At 57.8% G+C, this 24,869-nt stretch carries 25 protein-coding genes; 11 read left to right on the forward strand and 14 right to left on the reverse strand.

Annotated features, from left to right (window positions below; all coding sequences use genetic code 11):
• Positions 1-49: 49 nt before the first annotated feature.
• Positions 50-424 carry a tetratricopeptide repeat protein gene (locus ACWKV4_RS14970; RefSeq protein ID WP_483832876.1) on the reverse strand — a complete coding sequence of 125 codons (375 nt, stop codon included), beginning with the start codon at positions 422-424 and terminating at the stop codon, positions 50-52.
• A 146-nt stretch (positions 425-570) separates the two neighbouring features.
• On the opposite strand from ACWKV4_RS14970, the gene pyk reads away from it, so the two are divergent.
• The 7 genes from pyk (at position 571) to ACWKV4_RS15005 (ending at position 7,576) form a co-directional block, all read left to right on the forward strand.
• On the forward strand, positions 571-2,022 hold the full coding sequence (gene pyk, locus ACWKV4_RS14975; RefSeq protein ID WP_483832877.1) for a pyruvate kinase: 1,452 nt from the start codon (positions 571-573) through the stop codon (positions 2,020-2,022).
• 100 nt (positions 2,023-2,122) lie between these two features.
• The gene (locus tag ACWKV4_RS14980) at positions 2,123-2,962 is read left to right on the forward strand and encodes an STAS domain-containing protein (RefSeq protein ID WP_483832878.1); all 840 of its coding nucleotides are present in this window, start codon (positions 2,123-2,125) and stop codon (positions 2,960-2,962) included.
• Between the two features lie 10 nt (positions 2,963-2,972).
• The gene (locus ACWKV4_RS14985; RefSeq protein WP_483832879.1) at positions 2,973-3,395 is read left to right on the forward strand and encodes an STAS domain-containing protein; all 423 of its coding nucleotides are present in this window, start codon (positions 2,973-2,975) and stop codon (positions 3,393-3,395) included.
• Complete coding sequence (locus ACWKV4_RS14990) at positions 3,355-3,753, forward strand: ATP-binding protein (RefSeq protein WP_483832880.1); 399 nt, start codon at positions 3,355-3,357, stop codon at positions 3,751-3,753. Before ACWKV4_RS14985 ends, ACWKV4_RS14990 begins: the two co-directional genes overlap by 41 nt.
• The gene (locus tag ACWKV4_RS14995) at positions 3,744-4,724 is read left to right on the forward strand and encodes a SpoIIE family protein phosphatase (RefSeq protein ID WP_483832881.1); all 981 of its coding nucleotides are present in this window, start codon (positions 3,744-3,746) and stop codon (positions 4,722-4,724) included. The genes ACWKV4_RS14990 and ACWKV4_RS14995 overlap by 10 nt, the downstream gene beginning before the upstream one ends.
• The gene (locus ACWKV4_RS15000) at positions 4,717-6,483 is read left to right on the forward strand and encodes an ATP-binding response regulator (RefSeq protein ID WP_483832882.1); all 1,767 of its coding nucleotides are present in this window, start codon (positions 4,717-4,719) and stop codon (positions 6,481-6,483) included. Before ACWKV4_RS14995 ends, ACWKV4_RS15000 begins: the two co-directional genes overlap by 8 nt.
• Entirely contained in the window at positions 6,473-7,576 is a 1,104-nt protein-coding gene (locus ACWKV4_RS15005; protein ID WP_483832883.1) for a hybrid sensor histidine kinase/response regulator, read from the forward strand. Before ACWKV4_RS15000 ends, ACWKV4_RS15005 begins: the two co-directional genes overlap by 11 nt.
• Before the next feature lie 148 nt (positions 7,577-7,724).
• On the opposite strand, the gene hemB is transcribed toward ACWKV4_RS15005, so the two are convergent.
• The 9 genes from hemB to ACWKV4_RS15050 all read right to left on the reverse strand — a co-directional run bounded on the left by hemB (position 7,725) and on the right by ACWKV4_RS15050 (position 17,413).
• Positions 7,725-8,699, reverse strand: coding sequence for a porphobilinogen synthase (gene hemB / locus ACWKV4_RS15010; RefSeq protein ID WP_483832884.1), 975 nt, complete (start codon positions 8,697-8,699; stop codon positions 7,725-7,727).
• A gap of 16 nt (positions 8,700-8,715) precedes the next feature.
• The gene (gene cfa, locus ACWKV4_RS15015; protein ID WP_483832885.1) at positions 8,716-9,879 is read right to left on the reverse strand and encodes a cyclopropane fatty acyl phospholipid synthase; all 1,164 of its coding nucleotides are present in this window, start codon (positions 9,877-9,879) and stop codon (positions 8,716-8,718) included.
• Positions 9,880-10,140: 261 nt separating this feature from the next.
• Complete coding sequence (gene alaC / locus ACWKV4_RS15020; protein ID WP_483832886.1) at positions 10,141-11,361, reverse strand: alanine transaminase; 1,221 nt, start codon at positions 11,359-11,361, stop codon at positions 10,141-10,143.
• A gap of 181 nt (positions 11,362-11,542) precedes the next feature.
• Positions 11,543-12,433, reverse strand: coding sequence for a heme o synthase (cyoE, locus tag ACWKV4_RS15025; RefSeq protein ID WP_483832887.1), 891 nt, complete (start codon positions 12,431-12,433; stop codon positions 11,543-11,545).
• 10 nt (positions 12,434-12,443) lie between these two features.
• Positions 12,444-12,773 carry a cytochrome o ubiquinol oxidase subunit IV gene (gene cyoD, locus ACWKV4_RS15030; RefSeq protein ID WP_483832888.1) on the reverse strand — a complete coding sequence of 110 codons (330 nt, stop codon included), beginning with the start codon at positions 12,771-12,773 and terminating at the stop codon, positions 12,444-12,446.
• On the reverse strand, positions 12,773-13,396 hold the full coding sequence (locus ACWKV4_RS15035) for a cytochrome o ubiquinol oxidase subunit III (protein WP_483832889.1): 624 nt from the start codon (positions 13,394-13,396) through the stop codon (positions 12,773-12,775). Before ACWKV4_RS15035 ends, cyoD begins: the two co-directional genes overlap by 1 nt.
• A 3-nt stretch (positions 13,397-13,399) precedes the next feature.
• Positions 13,400-15,424 (reverse strand): cytochrome o ubiquinol oxidase subunit I, encoded by a 2,025-nt coding sequence (cyoB, locus tag ACWKV4_RS15040; protein ID WP_483832890.1) that lies wholly within the window; start codon positions 15,422-15,424, stop codon positions 13,400-13,402.
• Positions 15,425-15,427: 3 nt separating this feature from the next.
• The gene (gene cyoA, locus ACWKV4_RS15045; protein ID WP_483832891.1) at positions 15,428-16,363 is read right to left on the reverse strand and encodes a ubiquinol oxidase subunit II; all 936 of its coding nucleotides are present in this window, start codon (positions 16,361-16,363) and stop codon (positions 15,428-15,430) included.
• Between the two features lie 537 nt (positions 16,364-16,900).
• Entirely contained in the window at positions 16,901-17,413 is a 513-nt protein-coding gene (locus tag ACWKV4_RS15050; protein WP_483832892.1) for a disulfide bond formation protein B, read from the reverse strand.
• Between the two features lie 272 nt (positions 17,414-17,685).
• Here ACWKV4_RS15050 and ACWKV4_RS15055 point away from each other — a divergent pair, with 272 nt between their 5' ends.
• Entirely contained in the window at positions 17,686-18,579 is an 894-nt protein-coding gene (locus ACWKV4_RS15055; protein ID WP_483832893.1) for a chemotaxis protein, read from the forward strand.
• 18 nt (positions 18,580-18,597) lie between these two features.
• On the opposite strand, the gene ACWKV4_RS15060 is transcribed toward ACWKV4_RS15055, so the two are convergent.
• Positions 18,598-18,735 carry a hypothetical protein gene (locus ACWKV4_RS15060; RefSeq protein WP_483832894.1) on the reverse strand — a complete coding sequence of 46 codons (138 nt, stop codon included), beginning with the start codon at positions 18,733-18,735 and terminating at the stop codon, positions 18,598-18,600.
• Between the two features lie 324 nt (positions 18,736-19,059).
• Here ACWKV4_RS15060 and ACWKV4_RS15065 point away from each other — a divergent pair, with 324 nt between their 5' ends.
• Positions 19,060-20,574, forward strand: coding sequence for a GGDEF domain-containing protein (locus ACWKV4_RS15065; protein WP_483832895.1), 1,515 nt, complete (start codon positions 19,060-19,062; stop codon positions 20,572-20,574).
• A 24-nt stretch (positions 20,575-20,598) separates the two neighbouring features.
• Here ACWKV4_RS15065 and ACWKV4_RS15070 read toward each other — a convergent pair whose 3' ends face one another.
• On the reverse strand, positions 20,599-21,054 hold the full coding sequence (locus tag ACWKV4_RS15070) for a ferritin-like domain-containing protein (protein WP_483832896.1): 456 nt from the start codon (positions 21,052-21,054) through the stop codon (positions 20,599-20,601).
• 189 nt (positions 21,055-21,243) lie between these two features.
• Between ACWKV4_RS15070 and ACWKV4_RS15075 the strand changes: the two genes are divergently transcribed.
• Positions 21,244-21,516: a DUF3820 family protein gene (locus ACWKV4_RS15075; protein WP_483832897.1), complete on the forward strand. Its 273-nt coding sequence runs from the start codon at positions 21,244-21,246 to the stop codon at positions 21,514-21,516.
• A 13-nt stretch (positions 21,517-21,529) separates the two neighbouring features.
• Here the strand turns inward: ACWKV4_RS15075 and ACWKV4_RS15080 are convergent, their stop codons facing one another.
• Positions 21,530-22,210 (reverse strand): bifunctional 4-hydroxy-2-oxoglutarate aldolase/2-dehydro-3-deoxy-phosphogluconate aldolase, encoded by a 681-nt coding sequence (locus ACWKV4_RS15080; protein ID WP_483832934.1) that lies wholly within the window; start codon positions 22,208-22,210, stop codon positions 21,530-21,532.
• 95 nt (positions 22,211-22,305) lie between these two features.
• Entirely contained in the window at positions 22,306-23,772 is a 1,467-nt protein-coding gene (gene zwf, locus ACWKV4_RS15085; protein ID WP_483832898.1) for a glucose-6-phosphate dehydrogenase, read from the reverse strand.
• Between the two features lie 213 nt (positions 23,773-23,985).
• Between zwf and hexR the strand changes: the two genes are divergently transcribed.
• Positions 23,986-24,840: a DNA-binding transcriptional regulator HexR gene (gene hexR, locus ACWKV4_RS15090; protein WP_483832935.1), complete on the forward strand. Its 855-nt coding sequence runs from the start codon at positions 23,986-23,988 to the stop codon at positions 24,838-24,840.
• The last annotated feature ends 29 nt before the right edge of the window (positions 24,841-24,869 follow it).

Genomic DNA, 24,869 nt, shown 5'->3' on the forward strand with positions numbered 1-24,869 from the left:
CTTAACGCAAGGCTAGCACTCAGCCAGCAACTATCGCGCCACTGGTCATTCAGTTGGCCCGAGGCACCGTTGTAGCAGTACCTCCGGTCGGGTAGTGCCCTAGCTGTTCCAATGTCTGTAAACGCGCCTTGGCACGGAAGGCATATTCACTGCCAGGATACTGGTAAATAATGAATTGATAGGTTTGCATTGCATCCGGGAACAGGTTCTGGCGCTCCAGGCACTGGCCGCGCAGCATAGCGCTTTCAGGGCGGATATAGGGCCGCGACCGGCTTTTGCGATCAACCTGGGACAATTCCAGCATGACCTTCTCGCAATTACCGTCGTCATAAGCTCGGTAAGCGCTGTTCAAATGCTGGTCCATGGACCAGCGGGTGCACCCGGCCAACGCGGCCAGCATCGTTACTACAATGAGCATTCGCATGGAGATCTCCTTTACGTCTGAAGTGTATCGGCCTTTGGCGGAAATTCTTCAGTAGGGTCTCGCGCTTGCAGGTAGTGCAAACCGTCAATGACTACAACGCGATTGAGGAGTAGCCTTCCTTGGCGTGTCAATTAAGGAGCCAGTGCATGACCGTACGCCGTACCAAAATCGTCGCTACCCTAGGCCCAGCCAGCAATTCGCCTGAGGTGCTGGAACAACTGATCCTCGCCGGGCTCGATGTGGCCCGCCTTAACTTCTCCCATGGCACGCCTGACGAACACAAGGCACGCGCCCGCCTGATTCGTGAAATCGCCGCGCGCAACGGTCGCCACGTGGCACTGCTGGGTGACCTGCAAGGCCCCAAGATCCGCATCGCCAAGTTCACCAACAAGCGCATCGAACTCAAAGTCGGTGACCCTTTCACCTTCTCCACCGCCCACCCCCTCACGGACGGCAACCAGCAAGTGGTGGGTATCGACTACCCAGACCTGGTCAAGGACTGCGGCGTGGGTGATGAGTTGCTGCTCGATGACGGCCGTGTCGTCATGCGTGTCGAGCGCGCCGACGCGGATGCCCTGCACTGCGTGGTACTGATCGGTGGCCCGCTGTCGGACCACAAAGGCATCAACCGTCGCGGCGGTGGCTTGACCGCACCGGCCCTGACCGAGAAAGACAAAGCCGATATCAAGCTGGCTGCCGAAATGGAGTTGGACTACCTGGCCGTGTCCTTCCCGCGCGACGCCAAGGACATGGAATACGCCCGAGAGCTGCGCGACGCCGCTGGCGGCACCGCCTGGCTGGTGGCCAAGATCGAGCGCGCCGAGGCCGTGGCCGATGACGAAAGCCTCGACGGCTTGATTCGCGCCAGTGACGCGGTCATGGTGGCTCGGGGTGACTTGGGCGTTGAGATTGGTGATGCCGAACTGGTCGCGATTCAGAAGAAAATCATCCAGCACGCCCGCCGTAACAACAAGGCCGTGATCGTGGCAACCCAGATGATGGAGTCCATGATCCAGAACCCCATGCCTACACGGGCGGAAGTGTCTGACGTAGCCAACGCCGTGCTGGACTACACCGACGCGGTCATGCTGTCGGCTGAAAGCGCCGCCGGTGCCTACCCGATCGAAGCCGTACAGGCCATGGCGCGTATCTGCCTGGGCGCTGAAAAGCACCCCACCAGCAAAAAGTCCAGCCACCGGCTGTATACCCAGTTCACCCGCTGCGACGAAAGTATCGCGCTGGCCGCCATGTACACGGCCAACCACTTCCCTGGAGTGAAGGCCATCATCGCGCTGACCGAGAGTGGCTATACCCCACTGATCATGTCGCGGATTCGCTCATCGGTGCCGATCTACGCCTTTGCGCCAAACCGCGAAACCCAAGCGCGCGTGGCAATGATGCGCGGGGTGTATACCGTGCCCTTCGACCCGTCCGCGTACGAAGTGGGCAAGGTCAGCCAGGCAGCGGTGGATGAACTGATCAAGCGTGGCCTGGTGGAAACCGGCGATTGGGTCATCCTGACCAAAGGCGATAGCTACCACACCATTGGCGGCACCAATGGGATGAAAATCCTCCATGTGGGTGATCAGTTGGTCTAGTGGCAATAAAGGGTGGTCGTTAGCGCGACTGCCCTTCAGTTCCCCAGGCCTTCTTGCTACTGTGGCGTGTTTCTAAGAAAACTCCTACAGGAAGGCCTTTATGACCGTCGCTGCGCTTGCCGCCATCTTCAAACAGCACGAAAGCGCTATTCTTCAACAGTGGATCGACGTTCAACGTCTAGCTGGCGTGCGCCTGGATTTGATTGATGACAGCGCCATGGTCGAAAACTCACAGGATTTGCTCAGGGCCTTTCTGCGCGCCTTGGCCGAAAGCGGCGAAAACCTCGACCTGCCAGGTTGGGCGCCGGTCAAAGCCTTCCTCGAACGCCTAAGCCAGGCCCAAAGCCGCCAAGGCTTTACCCCCACAGAAACCGCCACCTTTATCTTTTCGCTCAAAGAGCCGCTGTTTAACCTTTTGCAGCAACACGGCAGCCAATCCGCTAAAGAGCTGCTAGCCACCAGCGAACTGATCGATAAGCTCGGGCTATATAGCATGGAGCGTTTCGTCTCCAGCCGTGAGCAGGTAATCCGTGAGCAGCAGGAAAGCATGCTAGAGCTGTCCACCCCCGTGGTGCAGCTGTGGAAAGGTGTACTGGCCGTGCCGCTGATCGGCTCGCTGGACAGCAACCGTACCCAAGTGGTGATGGAAGCGCTGCTACAGAAGATCGTCGAAACCGAGTCAGACATTGCCATTATCGACATCACGGGCGTCCCTACCGTGGACACCATGGTGGCCCAACACCTGCTAAAGACCATCACAGCCGCCAAGCTGATGGGCGCGCGCTGCATCATCAGCGGTATCCGCCCACAGATCGCCGCCACCATCGTGCATTTGGGCGTGGAATTGGGCGATGTGGTCACCAAGGCATCGCTATCCGATGCGTTCCAGGTGGCGCTTAAAGAACTGAACGTCCGCCTCGTCAGCGCCAACCCCCGCTGAGGTAACTCCTATGGTCGATAAAATCCCGATTCTCAAGATGGGCCGCTACCTGTTGCTGAGCATCCAGGTGGACATGCATGACCAATTGGCCATGGACCTTCAGGAAGACCTTACCGAACAAATCGTCCGGCACAGCGCCAGAGGCGTGCTGATCGACATCTCCTCCCTGGAAATCGTCGATTCCTTCATTGGGCGAATGCTGTCGCACATCGCCCATGTATCCCGGATTCTCGACGCCAAGGTTATCGTGGTCGGCATGCAGCCAGCCGTGGCGATCACGCTGGTCGAGCTTGGCCTGTCGCTGGAAGGAATCGCCACCGCGCTCAATGTGGAAAAGGGCATGCGTTGGCTGGAAAACAACGTTAACGACGATTTGGTCGCAGAGGTCGAGAGTGACGAACATAGAGACACTCCCGCTCAAGCAGGAAACTGACATCGTCATCATCCGCCAACGGGTCCGCAAGGCCGCGGAAGAGGCTCGCCTGGGCCTGGTATCGCAGACCAAGATCGTCACCGCCGCCAGCGAAATCGCCCGTAACGCGTTGATTTATGGCGGCGGCGGCGAATGCCAACTGGAGCGGACCCTGCGCGACGGTCGCGCGGCGGTTCGCTTGGTGGTGGCAGACCAGGGTCAGGGCATTGCCGATCTGGACCAAGCCATGGTGGATGGTTATACCTCAGGCAGCGGCCTGGGCCTTGGCCTGAGCGGCGCGCGTCGGCTGGTGGACCATTTCACCATCCGTAGCGCAGCAGGGGCCGGCACCACCGTGGAGCTGTGGAAATGGAAGTAGACAGTCAAGCCTGTAGCCTGGTGATCCCCATCAGTGATCTGGCCCATGTAGACGCGGCACGTCGGCTTATCGTGCGCCAGGCCAGCAAGCTTATGGACGATGAGCAGCGCCTGGGCAAACTCACCATCGTGGTGCAAGAGTTGGGGCGCAACCTGGTATTGCACGCTGGGCATGGGCAGTTGATCTACCGGCAAAGCGAGCAAGGCCTGCGCCTGCTTGCGGTGGACAATGGCCCCGGCATGGCGAGCGTGCACCAGTGCCTGGCCGATCATTACTCTTCCATAGGCACCATGGGTGTTGGGCTTGGCTCGGTGCGGCGCATGGCCGACGAGTTCGACCTGTTCTCTCAACCGGCACAAGGCACCGTGGTATTCGCAGGGTTTACCCTGGATGCAGCGGCACCGGCTTTACGCCATGGCGCCCTGTGCGTGCCCTATCCAGGCGAGGTGATGTGCGGTGACGCCTGGGCGGTCAGTGGCCTGCGAGTGATGATTTGTGATGGTTTAGGCCACGGCCATGCCGCCAATACCGCCAGCACGCGCGCGCGAGAAGTGTTCCTGGAACAGGCGCCAACGCTGCCCTTGGAGCAGCTTATGGACCAGTTGCACCGGGCCCTGGCAGCAACCCGCGGAGGCGCGGTGGGCATCGCTGAAATCAAGCCGGAGGCGCGACAGGTGCTGTACTGCGGCATGGGAAATATCGCCGGTTTGCTGCTCGGCGAAAAAAATCGAGGCATGGTCTCCAGTAATGGCACGGTTGGTTACAAGATCGGTCGAATCCATACCTTCTCTTACCCCTGGGAGCCCGGCACGGTGCTAGTAATGAGCAGTGATGGCATCAAGACGCGCGTGGATACCGATCAGTACCCGGGACTGCATTTGCGCCACCCAGAAGTCGTCGCCGCCTTGCTGCATAGGGATTTTCACCGCAGCAATGATGATTCGACCGTGGTGGTAGCTCGAAGTGACTGAACTCCGGCGCTTGACCAGCCTGTTGATCCAGGCTGAAACCGATGTAGTGACGTGCCGCCAATGCGCCAAGCAGATCGCCAGCTGGCTGGGCCTACCCTCGTTGGATCAGATTCGCCTGGCCACCGCGGTCTCGGAACTGGCCCGTAACATCTACCAATATGCAGGCAGTGGTACCTTCCACTTTTACCTGGAACGCAACCTTATCGGCAACGTAACCGGTATTGTGTTTGAGGCCACGGACCAAGGCCCAGGGATCTCGAACCTGCCGCACATTCTCGATGGCAGCTACGTGTCTCCTACCGGCATGGGGGTAGGCCTGCGCGGCGCCCAACGGTTATTGGACCTCTGGCAGATAGACACCAGCCCTTCAGGCACGCGTATTCAGGCGGGCAAACGGGTGCATCCGCCCCGACCCTTCCCGGATGAACGTCAACTGGAAGGGTTACGCCGTCTATTGGCCAGCGCAGGCTTCGCTGATCCGTTCATCGCCCTGCAGGAACAAGGCTCCGAGCTATTGCTAACAGCCTCTGAGCTGACCAACAAGCAACGAGAACTGGAAGCGACCAACCTGGAGCTGGAAACCACCAACAAAGGCGTGGTGGCACTGTATTCGGAACTGGAGAAAACCGCCCAGGAGCTGGCGTTTGCCAGTGAATCCAAAAGCCGTTTCTTCTCTAACATGACCCACGAATTTCGTACGCCTATCAACATCATCGAGAACATCTCCAAGCTGCTGCTCAATGGTACCGATGGCTTACTTAACCCTGAACAGCTCAAGCAGGTAGGCTTTATCAGCGCAGCGGCCGGTGAACTGGCCGAGATGGTCAATGAACTGCTGGACCTGGCCGAGGCCGAGTCCGGGCGTATGGAAGTAATCGCCTCTGCCTTCTCGCTGGAAAGCTTCGTTGAGCAACTGCGCCAGTTCATGGCCGCCCTTGCCCTGCGTTACCCCAGGCTGAGCTGGGACATGATTGCCCTAGAACACCCGGTGATGCTCGAAACGGACCGCAACCGCTTGTTCCAGATAATGCGTAACCTGATCAGCAATGCATTCAAATACACGCCGGAAGGCTCGGTGACCGTAAGGGTGTTTCAGCCCTGCGAAAAGCGTATCGAGCTCGTGGTGGAAGACACGGGCGTCGGCATCTCCGAGGGGAACCTGGGGCGGATTTTCGAAGAGTTCGCACGCATACGCATGCCTGGCTTGACCCAAGTACAAGGCAACGGCCTAGGCTTGCCGCTGGCTCAACGCTTGGCCGTGCTGCTGCATGGCGAGATCCGTGTGAGCAGCGTACCTGATCAAGGCAGCCGGTTTACCGTGGAACTCGCCCGGCGCCTGCACGACAGTGAAGAAGAAAACCTTCAACACCTGACCCTCGAAGGGCTGACGGTATTGATCATCGACGATAACGCTGGCGACCGTTACCTGCTGCGTCACCTGTTGGAGCCCTATAAACCCTTGATCATTGAAGCCAGTACCGCGGGCGACAGCATCGACAAGCTTCATGCCGTACGCCCCGACGTGATTTTCCTAGATCTGGAGCTGCCTGACATCTACGGCGCCGACCTGCTCGAAAGCATGGATTGGGCCATGCATGCCCGCGTGCTGATTAACACCGCCAAACCCTTGGGCGAGGCCGAACGCCTTGCCTTGGCTGGCCAATGCGCAGGCGTGCTGCTAAAGGGGCAACCCGCCTACGCCGACACCGTGCTTCGGCAACTGCAACGCCTTACCGGGAGCATGCGTGATGCGCACTAGGCGGATCCTCATCATCGATGACATGCAGGCAAACCGCTACGTGTTGCGCAAGATCCTCGCGGCCGAACCCAGCTACGATGTACTTGAGGCAGGCAACGGGGCCGACGGCCTGGCGCTGATGGACGCAAGCGTCGACTTGGTGATCCTGGATATCAACCTGCCTGACATGAGCGGTTTCGAGTTGATTCGCGAAGCCGAGCGCAAACTGGGCAGCGACAAAGTGCCGGCGATTATCAATATTTCCGCAACCTTTATCAGTGGCGCGGATAAAGCCATGGGCCTGAACAAAGGCGCCCGAGCCTACCTGACTCACCCGATCGACGCTGAAGAAATGCTGGCGACCATTGCTAGCCTGGTGAAGTCTGACAACCGCCTGGAACGGGTTGAACGTCGCCGGCAAGTCGCTGTGGCGCGCAGTGAAAGCCTACAGGCCGAAAAGATCATGCTAGAGCGATTCATGCGCTCTTTCAGCCACGACCTACGCTCCCCTCTGGCGGCGGCCACCATGGTGACCGGCCTGATGAAGAAGAACCCTGCCCGGCGCACTGAAGAGTTGCTGCAGATTCTTGAGGACAACCTCAAGCGGATCGACCGCATGATCGGCAACGTGCTGGACATCTCTCACGTGGCCATGGGCGGCGGCATCAAGCTGTCGCCGGAGCCCATGGTGGTAGGCCCGCTGTTCGAAGACGCCTTGAACAACCTGCGGCTGCAGATACCCCAAACGATCGAAGCCAGGGTCGAGGCGACGGACGTGGTGGTGAACTGGGACCGCAATGCGTTCTTGCGAATACTCGACAACCTGGTGATCAATGCCAGTAAGCATGGTGACGCCAGCCAGCCAATCCGGGTGACCCAATGCCTGGAAGCCAACCACATCCATTTCAGCGTGGCGAACGTGGGCACCTTTCCCCAGGAAGTGCTTACCAACCTGGCCACGCCCTACTTCATCTCTACCCGCAGCGAAACCAAAGGGTGGGGCCTGGGGTTGCCTATCGTTAAGGCGCTTTGCGAAAGTTGCGGCGCCCAGGTGGCGTTCGACAACCAAGAAGGCCACGCCAGGGTGCAAGTGCACATGCCCATGGCCCTGTAAGGGGCCGTAGGGCGGGGTAAGCTTAGGCACGGCCTGTCGACTCGTGGGCTTGCGGAATCGGTGTAGGAGCCAGCAAAGCTGGCGAAATTACGTCACTGCCGTTTCTTCGCGAGCTGGCGCTCGCTCCTACACGCAATAAATGCCGCCGCTAAATCCCATCCCGAGCGATATCCATGGCGAAGTAGGTCAGGATCATATCCGCGCCCGCGCGCTTGATGGCGCCGAGGCTTTCGCGCATCACCCGTGCTTCGTCAATGGCCCCGGCCGCGGCACCGAACTTGATCATGGCGTATTCACCGCTGACCTGATAAGCCGCCAGGGGTAGCCGGGAGGCTTCGCGAATGTCGCGGATAATATCCAGGTAGGCACCCGCGGGCTTGACCATCAGCGCGTCCGCCCCTTCATGCTCGTCCAGCAGTGATTCTCGTACCGCCTCGCGGCGGTTCATGGGGTTCATCTGGTAGGCCTTGCGGTCGCCTTTGAGCGCCGTACCACCAGCCTCGCGGAAGGGCCCGTACAGGGCCGAGGCGAACTTGGTGGAGTAGGCCATGATCGAGGTGTCATGGAACCCGGCGGTGTCCAGCGCGCTGCGAATGGCCTGCACCTGCCCGTCCATCGCCGCCGAAGGCGCGATGAAGTCCGCCCCGGCCTGGGCCGCCACCACGGCCTGTTTGCCCAGGTTGATCAGGGTCGCGTCGTTGTCCACATCGTGGCCGTGGACCACGCCGCAATGGCCATGGGAGGTGTACTCGCAGAAGCAGGTGTCGGACATCACGATCATTTCTGGCACGGTGTCCTTGCAGATCCGCGCCATCCGGGCCACCAGGCCGTTTTCATTCCAAGTGTCGCTGCCGGTTTCATCCAGGTGATGGGACACGCCGAAGGTCATGACCGAACGGATGCCAGCGCGGGCATAGCGCTCGATTTCGCTGGCCAGCCGAGACTCCGGAATGCGATTGACGCCAGGCATGCTGGTGATGGGTACGAAGTCATCAATACCTTCTTCCACAAAGATTGGCAGTACCAGATCCTTGAGGTGAAACTCCGTCTCCTGGAATACGGAACGCAGGGCCTCCGAGCGACGCAGGCGGCGCGGGCGGCTGACGGGATACATAGTGCTCATGGCTTTACCTTTTTGGTCAACTGACGCGCTCATAACCACCAAGCACGCCTTGTTTGGACAACACCCACTGCCAGAGCTGAATGTCGCGTGCCCTGAACGCACCCGCGCAGGACAACAGATAATACCGCCACATCCGGAAGAACCGTTCTCCCATCGCGTCGGCGAAACGTGGCCAGGCGGCTTCGAAGTTCTCGCACCAGGCCATTAAGGTTTTGTCAGAGTCCGCGCCGAAGTTATGCAGGTCTTCGGCCACGAACAACCCATCGATGGCGTCGCCTACCTGGCCAATGGACGGCAGGTCACCGTTGGGGAAGATGTACTTGTCGATCCACCGGTCTGTCGCGCTATGTCGGCGGTTCTTGCCGATAGTATGCAGCAGCAACAGGCCGTCGTCTTTCAGGCAACGGTGGGCAGCCTCCATATAAACACGGTGGTTTTTCCGACCTACGTGCTCGAACATCCCTACGCTCACGATATGGTCGAACTGCTCGTCTACATCCCGGTAGTCTTGCAACCGAAACTCCAGCGGAAGGTGGGCATAATGGGCCTGGGCCCATTCGCACTGCTCCTTGGAAATGGTTACGCCCACGCAGGTCACACCATAATGCTCGGCCGCATAGGACATAAAGCTTCCCCAGCCACAACCGATATCCAGCACGCGTTGACCAGGTTGCAGGTCGAGCTTTCGGCAAATCAGATCAAGTTTGGCTTCTTGTGCCTCGGCCAGGGTACCGGCCTCTTTCCAATAACCACACGTGTAGGTCATGCGCGGGTCGAGCATGCTTTCATAGAAGTCATTGCCCAGGTCATAGTGCTGCTCACCTACCTGCCAGGCCCGCTCTTTATTTTGCAGGTTGAGCAACTTGGCTTTCACCGCATGGAACATCAGCGCGGCTGGGTTCACCATGTCCGCGATCCCTGCCCGCAATAAACGGGCAAAGAATTCATCCAGATGCTCGGCTTCCCAGTCCCCGTTCATATACGCCTCCCCCAGGCCTAGGTTACCTTCGGCCAGCGCACGCGCCGGTACGCTGGGGTCTTTAAGGCTGATATCCCAGGGCTGTACGCCATGCATTCCGATACCCGCCCGCACCAATAGCTGCTGAGCGAAGCCTAATGAGCTGGAAGCATGGCTGTCGGTAGCCGAAGAAGCGGGTGAACCAGAAAGCTTGGTGTGCATAGCTATCCCCTGTTCAAAACGTTCTATCTGAGCGGGTAGGTATCCAAAGGCTTTGCTTGGCAGTGTAGTGGCTATCCAACAAACGCGAAGCGAAGCGTTGTCACCTGAGCCTAGTTAGCAATTACTGTTTTGGCCAAACCCAGCGCGGTCAAGAGATGGGACGAAACAGCACTAAGAGTAAGCCGCCGTGGGCATTCCCAAACAGCGGCTATAGAAGAAAAGAGCCTTACCGGTACGACAATAATTCCAGTAGTCGCCGGATCAGGCTTTAGCGGCCTTGGCGAGCAGGCCGTCGGCCCGGAACATCTGGCGAATACCCCGAACAGCCTGGCGTATGCGGTCCTGGTTCTCGATCAGCGCGAACCGAACGTGGTCATCGCCATAGTCACCGAAGCCAACACCGGGCGAGACACACACCTTGGCTTCGGCCAGCAGCTTCTTGGCGAACTCCAACGAGCCCATGGCTGCGTAGCCTTGCGGGATCTTGGCCCACACGTACATGGACGCCTTTGGGTTTTCTACCATCCAGCCCATTTCATGCAGGCCCTTGACCAGGGTATTGCGGCGCTGCCGGTACTGCTCGGCGATGTCCCGTACGCACTGTTGGTCACCTTCCAGGGCGGCGATAGCGGCCACCTGCAGCGGGGTAAAGGTGCCATAGTCGTGGTAGCTTTTGATCCGAGCCAGCGCGGCGACCAGTTCCGGGTTGCCCACCATAAAACCTATGCGCCAGCCGGCCATGTTGTAGCTTTTGGAAAGGGTGAAGAACTCCACCGCGATATCCTTGGCACCAGGTACCTGCATGATCGACGGGGCCTTCCAGCCGTCGTACACGATATCGGCATAGGCCAGGTCATGTACCACCAGCACGTCGTAACGCTTGGCCAATTCCACCACGCGCTCGAAGAAGTCCAGCTCCACGCACTGAGCCGTGGGGTTGGACGGGAAGCCGAGGATCATCATCTTCGGCTTGGGTATGGACTCACGAATGGCCCGCTCCAACTCGTTGAAGAAGTCCACCCCGGGCACCAAAGGTACCGAGCGCACCTGCGCACCCGCGATCACCGCGCCATAGATATGAATCGGGTAACTAGGGTTTGGCACCAGTACCGTGTCGCCCTGGTCCAGGGTCGCTAGCATCAGGTGAGCCAGGCCCTCCTTGGAGCCAATGGTCACAATAGCTTCGTGTTCGGGATCGATCTCTACGCTGTAGCGGTCGGCGTACCAGCGGGAAATTGCCCGGCGCAGCCGAGGAATGCCTCGGGAGGTAGAGTAGCCATGGGTGTCATCACGCTGGGCAACTTGCACCAGCTTCTCGACGATATGCGGTGGCGTGGCTCCATCGGGGTTGCCCATGCTCAGGTCGATGATGTCCTCACCGCGACGGCGCGCGGCCATCTTCAATTCGGCGGTAATGTTGAAAACGTAGGGAGGAAGGCGATCAATACGCGCAAAGCGGCGTGGCGAACGGAGTTCGGGCATGGTGTTCTCGATGTACGTAAGCGCCCGGAACCGTCCGAGCGACGCAGGCCAGACAGCTGGCCTGGCAAAACGATACGACCAATCCCCGATAACTGTCCAGCCCCCAGAACGCTTCGCTCATAAAAAAACCGGGCCAGGCCCGGTTACTTGTACAGCGCTTATCAGGCTTCCAAGCCGGTGGCTAGGGCAATGCAGAGGTGAGCAGCAGGCCTGCGGAGGCTTTGAAGTCTACCGACATCATCACGCTCAAGGCCGTGATGGTGAAAATGGAAAACACAAACAGCTTGCGAGCCCATACGCGGTCATCCTTGGCCTTGTAACCTGTCCAGGCCATATACAGCCAGTACATGCCCATGGCGGCCGCAACAGCCATGTAACTCAGCCCAGCGTAACCGCCCAGGGTGAGCATCAAGGTTGCTAGTACGAAAGCCAGGATGTAGTACAGGATATGCCGCTTGGTCACCGAGATTCCGCGAGCTACCGGCAACACCGGAATGGACGCGGCACGGTAATCGTTGAAGCGGAAGATCGCGATGGCGTATGAGTGAGGCATCTGCCACAGGCTAAACATCACCAGTAGCGTCAACGCGGCCATGTCAAAGCGCCCCGTTACCGCTACATAGCCAATCACCGGTGGCATGGCACCCGAAAGGCTGCCTACCAGGGTGCCGTGTACGGATTTGCGTTTAAGGTAAAGGCTGTAAAGCCCTACATAAATCGCAAAGCCTATCAAGCCACACCATGCTGCCAGGGGATTAGCCTGCGTATACAGCAGGCCGAATCCCAGCACACCCAACACCGTGGCGTAGACCAAGGCCACTTTGATCGAAATCAGGCCTTGGACGATTGCCCGGTTGCGGGTGCGCTCCATCTTCACGTCGATGTCGCGGTCAATGCAATTGTTGAACGCACAACCGGATGCAACCACCAGCGAAGTACCGATCACCGTAACAAGGAACAGACCTAGGTCAATATGCCCTTGCGCGGCCAGGAAGAAGCCGCCTGCCACAGAAAGCACGTTACCGAAAATGATCCCCGGTTTGGTGATTTGGATAAAGTGCTTAAAGGACATGCCAGCTACCTCACTTCGCCAGCATAAAGTGATGAACGCTGAACATGATCCATAGTGACAAGCCAACCAGGAACGCGATGATCAAGGCCGAGAACACGAACGCGATCACGTTCCAACGTTGTTCCGAAGAACTGTCCAAGTGCAAGAAGTAGATCAGGTGAATAATCACCTGAATAACCGCGAATGCCAGGACGATCGCGAGGATGGTGCCTTTGCCCATGGACGGGAACATCACCAGACCGAACGGAATGACCGTCAGGATCACGGAGAGGATGAAACCGGTCATATACGATTTGGTACTGCCGTGGCTTGCGCCGCCAGCGGAATGGTTGTTATCCATTACAAGGCCCCCATCAAGTAGACAACGGTGAACACACAGATCCAGACCACGTCGAGGAAGTGCCAGAACAGGCTAAGGCAGCTCATACGGGTCTGATTGGTTGCAGTCAGGCCCCTCTTGTTGATCTGCACCATCATAATCGCCATCCACAGCAGACCACTGGAAACGTGCAAGCCGTGGGTACCCACCAGCGTGAAGAACGCTGACAGGAAACCGCTGCGCTGAGGGCCGTAACCCTCTTCGATCAGCTTGTGAAACTCATTAAGCTCCATACCAATGAAGCCAAGGCCCAACAGGAAGGTGACGAACAACCAGGTCATCACGGCACTCTTGTTGCCCTTGTGCATCGCCAGCATGGCAAAGCCGAAGGTGATCGAACTGAACAGCAACAGGAAGGTTTCGACCAGAACATAGTCCAGTTCGAAGATCTCATGCCCCGAAGGGCCGCCCGCGAAGCTGCCTGCCAGCACCCCATATCCGGCGAAAATCGACGCGAACAGGATGCAGTCCGTCATCAGGTAGATCCAGAAGCCGAAGACGGTAGTGCCCCCAGCATCATGGTGATCGTCATGCCCATGCTCATGGCTATGGGCGACTTCACCGTGCAGAACGGTATTAGTCATGGTTCAAACCTTCCCCAACGTGGAATTCACACGAGTACCGCTGGTGACACCAGCATTGGCCATGGCCAAGGTGCGCTGACGCTCGCCTTCGATACGAGCGACTTCTGCCGCCGGAACGTAGTAGTCAATGTCATCGTCGAAGCTGCGGATGATCCAAGTGACAATCATGCCCACAAGACCAATCGCAACCGCCCACCAGATGTGCCAGATGAAAGCAAAGCCAAACACCAGACTAAACGCACCAATAATCACACCGAGCCCGGTATTGCGAGGCATGTGGATCTGCTTATAGTCAGCGGCATTGGTGGTAGCTTCGCCACGTTCCTTCATACCCCAGTAAGCATCCAGGTCCGACACCACGGGTAGTTCGGCAAAATTGTAGAACGGCGCGGGCGATGAAGTGGACCATTCCAACGTACGGGCATCCCATGGGTCGCCAGTAAGGTCCATGTTCTGCTTACGGTCGCGGATCGATACATACAGCTGCAGCAACTGGCACGCAACACCAGCAGCAATGAACACCACGCCCACCATGGCCACGTAAAAATACGGGGTCCACTCGGGGTTGTCCGTGTGGTTCAGGCGACGTGTCATCCCCATGAAGCCCAGCGCGTACAACGGCATGAAGGCAAAGTAGAAGCCTACGAACCAGCACCAGAAGGCGTACTTGCCCAGGCGCTCGTTCAATTTGAAGCCGAAGACTTTAGGGAACCAGAAGCCGAAGCCGGCCAGGTAACCGAATACCGCGCCACCGATGATCACGTTGTGGAAGTGAGCGATCAGGAACAGGCTGTTGTGCAGCACGAAGTCCGCACCCGGAACCGCGAGCAGAACACCAGTCATGCCACCGATACTGAAGGTGACGATGAAGCCCACGGTCCACATCATTGGAGTCTTGAACTCGATCCGACCGCGGAACATGGTAAACAGCCAGGTGAATATCTTCACGCCTGTCGGAATGGCGATAATCATCGTCATAATACCGAAGAAGGCGTTGACGTTAGCCCCGGCACCCATGGTGAAGAAGTGGTGCAGCCATACGATGAACGACAGTACAGTAATGGCAATGGTCGCCCACACCATAGACACATAGCCGAACAACCGCTTTTTACTGAAGGTCGAGGTAACTTCCGAGAACACGCCAAACGCCGGCAGAACTAGGATGTAGACCTCAGGGTGACCCCAAGCCCAGAACAGGTTGACGTACATCATCGGGTTGCCACCAAGTTCATTGGTGAAGAAGTGCATACCCAGATAACGGTCAAACGTCAGCATGAACAATGTAGCGGTCAGGATCGGGAACGAGGCAGCGATCAGTACACAACTGCACAAGCACGTCCAAGTAAATACCGGCATCTTCATCAGGCTCATGCCCGGCGCACGCATCTTGAGGATGGTGGCGATGAAGTTTACGCCTGTGAGTGTGGTACCCACGCCGGAAATCTGTAGCGCCCAGATATAATAGTCGACACCCACTCCTGGGCTATATTGGAGCCCGGAAAGCGGGGGGTAAGCTACCCAGCCAGTTTTGGCGAATTCGCCGACACCCAGCGAGATGTTCACCAGCAGCATGGCCGCGACAAATAACCAGAAACTCACTGAGTTCAGGAACGGGAAGGCCACGTCGCGGGCACCGATCTGAAGCGGCACCACGATGTTCATCAAGCCAATCATGAACGGCATGGCCATGAAGATGATCATGATCGTACCGTGGGCGGTGAAGATCTGATCATAGTGCTCAGGCGGCAAGTAACCGGTGGAACCACCTGTTGCCATGGCCTGTTGCGTACGCATCATAACGGCATCGGCAAAGCCGCGTATCAGCATGAGGAACGCTACGGCGATGTACATCACGCCGATTTTCTTGTGGTCGACAGAGGTGAACCACTCTTTCCAGAGATAGCCCCATTTTTTGTAGTAGGTAAGCGCCGCGAACACACCAAGCCCAAGCACGGCAACGACGGCAAGTGTCACCATCACTATCGGCTCGTGGAACGGTACCGCTTCCAGAGTTAATTTACCGAACATCGTTTACTCCTCTGCCCCAGCAGCTGAATTCTCACTTACTTCCTTACCTTCCTTTCCAAGCACACCCTTCTCGTGCATCCCGGGGCTGGCTGCGTTCATGCCTTCATACTTATCGATGATGGACTGGAACAAGTTAGCCGGAGCCGAGGAATACAGTGCAACAGGGTTCTTTTCACTTGGTTTGGCCAGTGCTGCGTATTCTGTCGAATCAAGCTTTTTCGGTGAATTGCGGACTTCGTTCACCCAGGCGTTGAAGCCTTCCTGAGTGGTGGCTTGCGCCTGGAACGTCATACCGGTAAAGCCTGCGCCGCTGTAGTTCGCGGAAATGCCCTGATAATCGCCATTCTGGTTGGCAATCAGGTGCAGCTTGGTCTGCATGCCCGCCATGGCGTAGATCTGACCGCCCAGCGCCGGGATGAAGAAGGAGTTCATGACTGCGTCCGAGGTGATCTCGAAAGCTACCGGAGTGTGCGCCGGGAACACGATCTTGTTGACCGTGGCGATGCCCTGCTCTGGATAGATGAACAGCCACTTCCAGTCCATGGCCACAACTTGGATGCGTACCGGCTTGACGTCCGAGTCTATCGGGCGATAGGGATCGAGATGGTGGGTCGATACGTAGGTAGCCCATCCTAGAATGGCGATGATGATGAGCGGAATGCCCCACACGACCGATTCGATTTTAACGGAATGGGCCCACTCGGGCGTATAGGTGGCATTACGGTTCGACGCGCGATATCTCCACGAGAACCACAACGCCATGACGATCACCGGAATGACCACCGTGAGCATCAGGCCAAACGCGAGGAGAATCAGGTTTCTCTCGTCAATGCCAACTTGCCCCTTCGGATTGAGCAGGGTCCAGTTGCACCCACTGAGAAAAAGCATGCCGAAAAAGGGCAATATGCCAAACAGTCTGGGGTAACGCTTTTTACTCATCTCACGACCTCTAAAGCTTGCTTCAATGCAATGGTGTTGTGATCGCCAACACTTCGTCCTGCCAAGCGTTAGCATTTTTTCAGTTCGATCACGGGAATGCCTGATAACCAGCCGCTGCTGAGGGCAACCTGTGTTCGCGCAGTGCTCAAATTGCTTTGACTCGTCGGATTATAGGCAAGTCGCACGATTGCGCCCTATTCCTTTCAGGCAGACAACCGTAAAGGGTAGACAACCGGGCACCGCAAGCGCCTCGCAAGGCCGAAAAAAAAGGCTTATGCCTTGATTTCCAAGGGCCTGAAGAGGTCGACCTACAGAAATTGCCGCGATTGTAGTGAGCTAACCTCACGATGAATATGACTTATATAGCAACAGTAATTTACGGATTATGCAACAATACCGCCCTATTACAAGCCCTTGCGACACGATGTCGCACCGCATTCGAAACGGCTAGAAGCCTCGCGGGCCGGGCCTTTCAGAGGATTGCGCGTATCGCTGGGTGAGAAAGGCAGGAGAAGAGATCGTTGCATTCGGCATGAATTATGACCGGCGACGATTGCGCCAAATGCCCAATGGCACCAATACGGCAGTCAGTACAAAGGCCAGTAACGCCCAATCGGCCAACGACAGGCCCAGCATGGGCGGATAGGCGGTTGTGCAAAAGCCCTGAACCTCGAAGACTGAGGGAAGCATTTTTGCAAGCGGCAGCCCATCGACAATAGGCTGAAGGGTATCTACTCCACAGCTAGAGAAGGGGTGCGCCAGTACCCAGGCGTGCTTACCGGCAGCGGCTAGCCCGCCCAACGCACTGATCACCACTAAGGCTTCGAACACTGTTACCCCGCGGCGGCCTGGCATGGCGGCGCCGATAAATGCAAATAGCGCGATGAACAGGAAGGCATAGCGTTGAAGAATGCACAGCGGGCATGGCGCCTCGCCGAGCACGATCTGCAAGTAAAGCGCCCCGCCCAGCATGGCCAGGCAGATGATACCGAGCAACACCAGGAAGCGGCGTTCGCGAGTCAAGGGGTCGTGAGGCTGGGTGTAGGTCATTGAAGGTCCTGGTCTTAGCAAATACCTGCGCTCGCCGCGCGCCATTAGGGTAGCACCGTTGATCGGCAAGCATTGGAAACAGCCCTGATTAAAATACAGTTAAGTGCCGGAGAATATTGCCACCTTTCCTGAACCCTTCGAAGGCCAGCAATCCACCCTATCCCTCTCAGGCCTCAGCTGTCGCAACTTCCCGCGCCCTGGCTATAAAGGCACTCCATCAGTGGCCGATACCCTCTGTGTATTTCTCGCCGTAATCGCTTCTGAAGGTAACCATGTCTAACGCACGCGCCGAATCACTCTCGCTTTTACTATTTACCTTGCGCAGCGGCAAGCTGATGGCCATCAACCTGCTCAAGGTGAGCGAGATCATTACGTGCCCACCGCTCACTCGGCTGCCGGATGCCCACCCTCATGTGCGCGGCGTGGCCACGCTGCGCGGGGCTACGCTATCGGTGATCGACCTAAGCCGGGCCATTGGCGAGCGCCCCTTGGAAGATCCTTCCGGAGGCTGCCTGATCGTGACCGACGTGAGCCGCTCCCGCCAGGGCCTGCATGTTCAAGCGGTGATCCGGATCATCCATTGCCTGCCCACGGATATCCGTCCACCGCCCCACGGGTCGGGCGCACGGTCGTTTATTACCGGGGTGACCCAAGTCGATGGCAGTCTGGTCCAGGTTCTGGATATCGAAAAGGTCATTCATGGGATCGCGCCGCCAAGGGCCGAAACGTCTACGAGCACCTTGACCCAGGAGCAGGCGCGCCTGTTGGCCGGTGCCAGGATTCTAGTGGTAGACGACAGCCAAGTCGCCCTACAGCAATCGGTGCTAGCGTTGCGCAGCTTGGGATTAGAATGCCACACCGCGCGCAGCGCCAAGGACGCGATGACCTGCCTTCTGGAGTTGCAAGGCACAGCCGGTGAAATCAACATTCTGGTGTCAGACATCGAAATGCCGGAAATGGACGGCTATGCCCTCACCCGGACCCTGCGCAGCGCAGGTGATTTCAGCCATTTATATGTGTTACTGCACACTTCGCTGGACAGCGCCATGAACAGTCGTCGAGCCGAAGAAGCGGGGGCAGACGCGGTATTGACGAAATTTTCGTCGCCGGAATTGACCGAGTGCCTGATACGAGCCGCCCAGGCCGTGGCCGATAAAGCCCGTTGAGGCGGCAGGTCTACTGGTTCAGAGCTGAATGATCAATGTGCCGAATCCTATGAGCCAACCGGCGATGGTGGAAGCGGCGTGAGGGAACAACACATGAACGGCGCCAGCGAAGCCTAGGAGCAGCAAGCCAGGGATCACACTGTAGGTAGCAGACATCGGCGCACTCTTTTAAGCATGTGCGCCTAAGTGTCCATACGCTTACCTCTACAATCTATAAGTCGTTTCTGTTTGTTCCGTAGGAAAATTCGGTACTTCTTGCAAGGATAGACAACAGGAACGATTATTTTCAAACGATCGTTTGACACAGATTGGATCTCACTTTGCATTTAACCCTATGAAAATAAAGGATATTTGGCGGCGCTTAACATGACCCCCCATTCCCGGGGGCACGCGATGCTACAGGCCCCCGCCCGCTTGGGTTGTGACGCCCCCTCCCCCTCCCTAGAATGTGCGCGCCCCAAGCCCTGAGCCTTTGCTGCCATGTCGCGCCACTCTATTTGCCGAGGTGTAAAAGCCGAGCGTGCCCTGATGATAGGCAGCGTAACAGCGATTTTAGTGATGCTCGGGCTGGTGTTGTTTCTACTCAGGGCCGAATATCAGAACGCCTGCCAAGTGGCCTTGCGCAGTGCCAAGAATGTGGTCGAGCTGATCAACAGCGACCTTCAGCGGAACGTAGAACTCTACGGTCAGTCCTTGCAGGGCTTGGCGGACGCTGCGCAAAACCCTGATCTGGCCCAGGTGCCTGCGTCGCTCCGGCGCCAACTGTTATTCGGCCGAGCGATTACAGCGCCCTCGCACGGCGATATGCTGTGGATCGATGAGCATGGCCGTATCGTAGAGGATTCCCTCAGCCCGGTGCCTCGCCAGCTGGATTTTTCTGAACATCAAAACTTCCTTGCCCACCAGGCCTCACCCAGCATGGCCCTGCGCATCAGCCGCCCTTTCCGGGATCAGCTCGGGGAGCTGAACTGGTGCATTGCCTTCACGCGCAGAATGTCTGGGCCCGACGGCGCGTTCAAAGGCATGGCGTCTGGTGTGCTACGGCTCGATTACTTCAGCACGCTGTTCAAAAGCCTGAACATCGGTCGCGGCAGCGTAAGCCTGACCAATACCCAGGGCGACCTTCTCGCGCGGGAACCCCACCTGGCAGGGGGCTCCTCTATTGGCCAGAATCTTGCTGACCTTCCTAATATGCAGCACATGCTCGAAGGCGAGCCTACTGGTTATTTCATTGGCGAATCCAGCCTTGATGGGCACCAACGCTTTTATGTGTATAACCGGGTTGCTGGCCTGCCGTTATTAGTCATCGTGGCCATGGCGTACGACGACGTATTTGGCGCCTGGCAGCGCACGGCGTGGTTTATCTGCGTGGCCACCTTAGGGATGTGCCTGGGTATTGCCTGGCTGACCCTGTCGTTTCGCCGTGAACTTCATCGGGGTAGGCGCTCGGAAACCAGCCTGGCCGCGCTGGCGGCCACAGACCCTCTTACCGGGCTTGCCAATCGCCGCCAACTGGACCACACCCTGGAAATGGAATGGGCGCGCGCCCAACGCAGCGGCCGGGGCATAGCGGTACTGATGATCGACGTGGACCATTTCGGTGCCTTTAACGAAACCCATGGCCATCACGGCGGCGATGAAGCATTACGGGCCGTGGCTTGGGTGGTAGCACAATATGCGCAGCGGCCTGGCGACCTGGCTGCGCGTTACGGCGGGGAGGAGTTTATGGTGGTACTGGTAGGGGCCACTTCCGTCGGCTCACTAGCGGTCGCCGAACGCATTCGTCATCAAGTCGAGCAATTATTGCCGCTTTCCAACACAGGTATATCGGTCACGGTGAGCATCGGGGTAGCCACCAGAAATGGCGGGAGTACAAGCCCCGCTACCTTGAAAGACTTGCTGGCCGGGGCCGATGCAGCCTTGTATCAAGCCAAGCGTAGCGGCAGGAACCAAGTGCGCCACACCGAAGTAGAGGCAAAAAAAACGCCGGCATAGCCGGCGCAACAGAGATGCTTTTGATTAGCTGGCGCGAGCGATGTTGCGCAACGCTTTGATCTGGTCATGGGTACGCTGTACACCTTGAGCCTGGCGTTCGATGATCGCGTATACGTTCGCTGGCAGTGGCTCAGCCAGGGCCTCTTTGTAGGCTTTCATCGCTACGTCTTCGCCACGTTCGGCTTCGTTGAGTACTGCTTCTTCGCTCTTACCGGTTATCAAAGACTTCAAGTCTAGCCAACGGCGATGTAGGTCACCGCTCAGGCTGGTGGAATCTTCCGGGCTACCGCCCAGTGCGGTTACTTCGGCCTGCAGTTCGCCAGCGGCCACGCCACAGTCTTGAGCGCGCTTAACGAACAGTGCCTTCAGCTCAGGGTTCTTTACGTCGTCGGCGCAGGCTTTGAAGCCCTCTTGGCCGTCTTTGCAGGTCTCAATCAGGCGGTTCAGTACCGAAACTACGTCTTGGCCAGACTTGGTCATGCGCTCTTCTCCAATTAGGTCAGCTATGTCAAAAAGAGTGCAGGCCCCATGCCAACCTATAAATTTAAATAAAAGCCTTCTAAAACATAAAGTTAATAATATACCGATTATAAGCGAACCGTTCCGAATGCAACAGCGAGCTAAGATCGCATTGCAAAATGCACGTTATACGAGAAAGGAAAAGCCCCGTTGGATTTTGAAAAAATAGAAGCGTTGTTGACTGTGCGAATGCCCTATGGCAAGTACAAAGGCTCCCTGCTGGCAGACCTACCGGCGCCTTACCTGGGATGGTTCGCGCGCCAGGGCTTTCCTTCCGGAGAATTGGGCGCGCTCTTGGCCTTGATGTATGAGATCGACCACAACGGCCTGGCCGACTTGTTGGGGCCCCTTCGGCTCACGCTCGGAACGCCTGAACCTGAGCAAAAAAAAGGTGCGCCGACCAAGCGCACCCAAAAGCCATGAAACAACGGTTGGGTTAGAACAGCGCCACGGCCTCGCGACTGCTTTGCTCGATCTGGTCCCATTGACCTGCCTCGACCCAGGCTTTATCCAGCATCCAGGTCCCGCCCACGCACATCACGTTTGGCAGGGCCATGTACGCTTGTACGTTGCCGATGTTCACGCCCCCGGTTGGGCAGAAACGCACATCCCCGAAGGGCCCGGCGAAGGCTTTGATCGCCGCGACGCCGCCGCAAATCTCTGCCGGGAATAGCTTGAAGCGGCGATACCCCAAGGCATATCCCATCATGATTTCCGAAGCCGTGGCGATACCAGGCAGCATAGGGATGGGGCTGCTTACGCCGGCTTCCAGCATCTGCTGGGTGGCGCCTGGGGTCACCACGAACTGCGCGCCGGCCTGCTCTACCGCTTTGAGCATGTCCAGGTCCAATACCGTACCGGCGCCCACGGTCAGGTTCGGGCGATGCTCACGCAGCATCTTGATCGCCTTGAGGCCGTGCTCAGAGCGAAGGGTCACTTCCAGGCAGGTAAGGCCACCGGCCGCTAGGGCGTCAGCCAGCGGTAGAATCTCGTGTTCGGCATTGATGACAATCACCGGCAACACGCGCGCCTTGAGCGCAATCTCGTCGATGAGTGTGACCTTGTCCGCCATGCGGGATTGTTGTTCAGGCGTCATAACGGCTGATCCTTGACTCATGGCACCGGGTAGACCCAGTGGCGTGTGGAAAATAGACGTTGCCACGGCAGGCCCGTGCATGGCGTTGCCGTAGTGGGCTTTACCGTGGCGTAGCTTCAGATGTCGCCGTACCAAGACCTGCCATCACGGGTAATCAGGGCGATCGAACTCATCGGCCCCCAGGATCCGGCGGCATAAGGCTTGGGGGCGTCACCCGATTTCTTCCAGCCTGCGATCAACTGGTCGCACCAGCGCCAGGCGTATTCGATTTCGTCCTTTCGAACGAACAGGTTCTGGTTACCCTGCATCACTTCCAACAGCAGCCGTTCATAGGCATCAGGAATGCGCGTGCTGCGGTAGGTGTCGGAAAAATTGAGCTGCAAAGGCCCACTGCGCAAGTGCATGCCTTTATCCAGGCCCTGCTCTTTGGTCATCACCCGCAGAGAGATGCTTTCGTCCGGCTGCAGCCGAATGATCAGCTTATTGCTGATCTGCAAGCGCTGCTCCGGGGCGAAGATATAGTGCGGGGGCTCTTTGAAGTGGATAACGATCTGCGACAGCTTTTGCGGCATGCGTTTGCCGGTGCGCAGGTAAAACGGGACTCCCGCCCAGCGCCAGTTACGGATATCCGCGCGCAGCGCCACGAAGGTTTCGGTATCGCTTTGGGTGTTGGAGTTTTCTTCTTCCAGGTAGCCCGGTACCGCGCGGCCCTCGCTGTAGCCGGCAATGTACTGCCCGCGCACCACATGGGTGCTAAGCCCCTCCCCAGTGATGGGCGCCAAGGCTTTGAGCACCTTTACCTTCTCATCCCGAATCGCGTCGGCTGACAAATCTGCCGGCGGGTCCATGGCAATCAAGCACAACAGTTGCAACAGGTGGTTCTGCACCATGTCCCGCAACTGGCCAGCTTTGTCGAAATAGCCCCAACGGCCTTCGATGCCGACTTTCTCAGCCACGGTGATTTCCACGTGGGAAATGTAATTCTGGTTCCACTGGGTTTCGAACAGGCTGTTGGCGAAGCGCAGGGCGATAAGGTTCTGGACGGTTTCCTTACCCAGGTAATGGTCGATCCGGTAAACGCGGTTTTCCGCGAAGTAATGGGCAACCGCATCGTTTACCCGACGAGAAGATTCCAGGTCATGGCCAATGGGCTTCTCCAGCACTACCCGGGTACGTTCTGCCAGGCCAACCTTGGCCAGGTTTTCGCAGATCGCGCCGTATACCGCCGCAGGCGTTGCAAAGTATGCAATCACCTGGGCCACAGGGCCAATGCGTTCAGCCAGCACGGCGTAGTCTTCAGCCAGGAGAAAGTCCACATGCAGGTATTCCAGGCGCGCCTTGAAACGCTCCAGATGGTCGGCGTCCAGCTCTGCCGCCGGAACGAATTCGCGCAGGTGGTCGTCAATTTCCGCCAAATGCCCGGGGGCATCGCCAGCCTCGCGGGCCAGCGCGAACAGGCGGGTATCCGGATGCAATAGCCCAGCGCGCTCGAGCTGATACAGCGCTGGGAACAGCTTACGCAGCGCCAGGTCACCGAGGGCGCCGAAAAGAGCGAAGGTGCAAGGTTCGGAAATCGACAGCATGATATGGGTTCTTTTATCAAGTTAGACGAGTATTACGGGTTTTCACCCCGGCGATCAAGTCGAGATGTAGTAATAAAACAACAAATGCGCCTTGGGCTTCCAGGCTACTGGTGATCCCGATGGCCCATCAGTACGATAGACCACCCACCAGGGTAGCCGTGTTGGAATCGACCCGCGGCGCAAGCCCCTATGACAGGAGATTACATGGATCGCGTGCGCAACCTTCTGGAACAAATCCAAGGGCGCCTCGAAGAGCTTAACAAGGCAGAGCGCAAGGTGGCGGAGGTTATTCTTGGCAATCCGCAACAGGCGACCCGCTTCAGTATCGCCGCCCTTGCCCAGGCCGCCAAGGTCAGCGAGCCCACGGTCAACCGCTTTTGCCGCTCGTTCGGTGTCAGCGGTTACCCTGAACTCAAGCTGCAACTGGCCCAAAGCCTGGCCAGCGGTGCCGCTTACGTCAGTCGCGCCGTGGCGCCGGACGACGACCCGGCCGCCTATACGCAGAAGATTTTTTCTAGCGCCATTGCCTCCTTGGACAGCGTGTATAAACAGCTCGACCCACAGTTGGTGAGCCGCGCCGTGGACATGATGATCCAGGCCAGGCAAATCCACTTCTTTGGCTTGGGCGCCTCGGCACCGGTGGCACTGGATGCGCAGCATAAGTTTTTCCGCTTCAACCTGGCGGTGTCGGCCCATGCCGATGTGCTGATGCAACGCATGTTGGCATCAGTGGCGCATACCGGTGAGCTGTTCGTAATCATTTCCTATACCGGGCGTACCCGGGAGTTGGTAGAAGTGGCGCGCCTGGCTCGGGAAAACGGCGCTTCGGTCCTGGGGCTTACCTCTGCTGGCTCCCCTCTGGCCGACGCCAGTAGCCTGAGCCTGAACATTCCTCTGCCCGAAGACACGGACATCTACATGCCCATGACCTCGCGGATTATTCAGCTTACGGTACTGGATGTGTTGGCTACGGGCATGACCTTGCGCCGTGGCGTGGATTTCCAGCCGCATTTGCGCAAGATCAAAGAAAGCTTGAATGCCAGCCGCTACCCCCTGGAAGAAGGCTGAGGCTGGCGCGGCTGCCGCATGAACGCGGC

The organism is Pseudomonas artemisiae (assembly GCF_057128685.1).

Coding starts and splice junctions, on each gene's coding strand:
- cyoD (WP_483832888.1), bottom strand. CDS start 12,773: ATGGATAACAACCATTCCGCTGGCGGCGCAAGCCACGGCAGTACCAAA.
- ACWKV4_RS15060 (WP_483832894.1), bottom strand. CDS start 18,735: ATGTCTGCTACCTACAGTGTGATCCCTGGCTTGCTGCTCCTAGGCTTC.
- ACWKV4_RS14970 (WP_483832876.1), bottom strand. CDS start 424: ATGCGAATGCTCATTGTAGTAACGATGCTGGCCGCGTTGGCCGGGTGC.
- ACWKV4_RS15035 (WP_483832889.1), bottom strand. CDS start 13,396: ATGACTAATACCGTTCTGCACGGTGAAGTCGCCCATAGCCATGAGCAT.
- cyoE (WP_483832887.1), bottom strand. CDS start 12,433: ATGTCCTTTAAGCACTTTATCCAAATCACCAAACCGGGGATCATTTTC.
- ACWKV4_RS15065 (WP_483832895.1), top strand. CDS start 19,060: ATGTCGCGCCACTCTATTTGCCGAGGTGTAAAAGCCGAGCGTGCCCTG.
- cyoB (WP_483832890.1), bottom strand. CDS start 15,424: ATGTTCGGTAAATTAACTCTGGAAGCGGTACCGTTCCACGAGCCGATA.
- hemB (WP_483832884.1), bottom strand. CDS start 8,699: ATGAGCACTATGTATCCCGTCAGCCGCCCGCGCCGCCTGCGTCGCTCG.
- alaC (WP_483832886.1), bottom strand. CDS start 11,361: ATGCCCGAACTCCGTTCGCCACGCCGCTTTGCGCGTATTGATCGCCTT.
- pyk (WP_483832877.1), top strand. CDS start 571: ATGACCGTACGCCGTACCAAAATCGTCGCTACCCTAGGCCCAGCCAGC.
- ACWKV4_RS15050 (WP_483832892.1), bottom strand. CDS start 17,413: ATGACCTACACCCAGCCTCACGACCCCTTGACTCGCGAACGCCGCTTC.
- cfa (WP_483832885.1), bottom strand. CDS start 9,879: ATGCACACCAAGCTTTCTGGTTCACCCGCTTCTTCGGCTACCGACAGC.
- ACWKV4_RS15070 (WP_483832896.1), bottom strand. CDS start 21,054: ATGACCAAGTCTGGCCAAGACGTAGTTTCGGTACTGAACCGCCTGATT.
- ACWKV4_RS14980 (WP_483832878.1), top strand. CDS start 2,123: ATGACCGTCGCTGCGCTTGCCGCCATCTTCAAACAGCACGAAAGCGCT.
- ACWKV4_RS15055 (WP_483832893.1), top strand. CDS start 17,686: ATGTCTAACGCACGCGCCGAATCACTCTCGCTTTTACTATTTACCTTG.
- ACWKV4_RS14985 (WP_483832879.1), top strand. CDS start 2,973: ATGGTCGATAAAATCCCGATTCTCAAGATGGGCCGCTACCTGTTGCTG.
- ACWKV4_RS14995 (WP_483832881.1), top strand. CDS start 3,744: ATGGAAGTAGACAGTCAAGCCTGTAGCCTGGTGATCCCCATCAGTGAT.
- zwf (WP_483832898.1), bottom strand. CDS start 23,772: ATGCTGTCGATTTCCGAACCTTGCACCTTCGCTCTTTTCGGCGCCCTC.
- ACWKV4_RS15005 (WP_483832883.1), top strand. CDS start 6,473: ATGCGCACTAGGCGGATCCTCATCATCGATGACATGCAGGCAAACCGC.
- ACWKV4_RS15080 (WP_483832934.1), bottom strand. CDS start 22,210: ATGAGTCAAGGATCAGCCGTTATGACGCCTGAACAACAATCCCGCATG.
- cyoA (WP_483832891.1), bottom strand. CDS start 16,363: ATGAGTAAAAAGCGTTACCCCAGACTGTTTGGCATATTGCCCTTTTTC.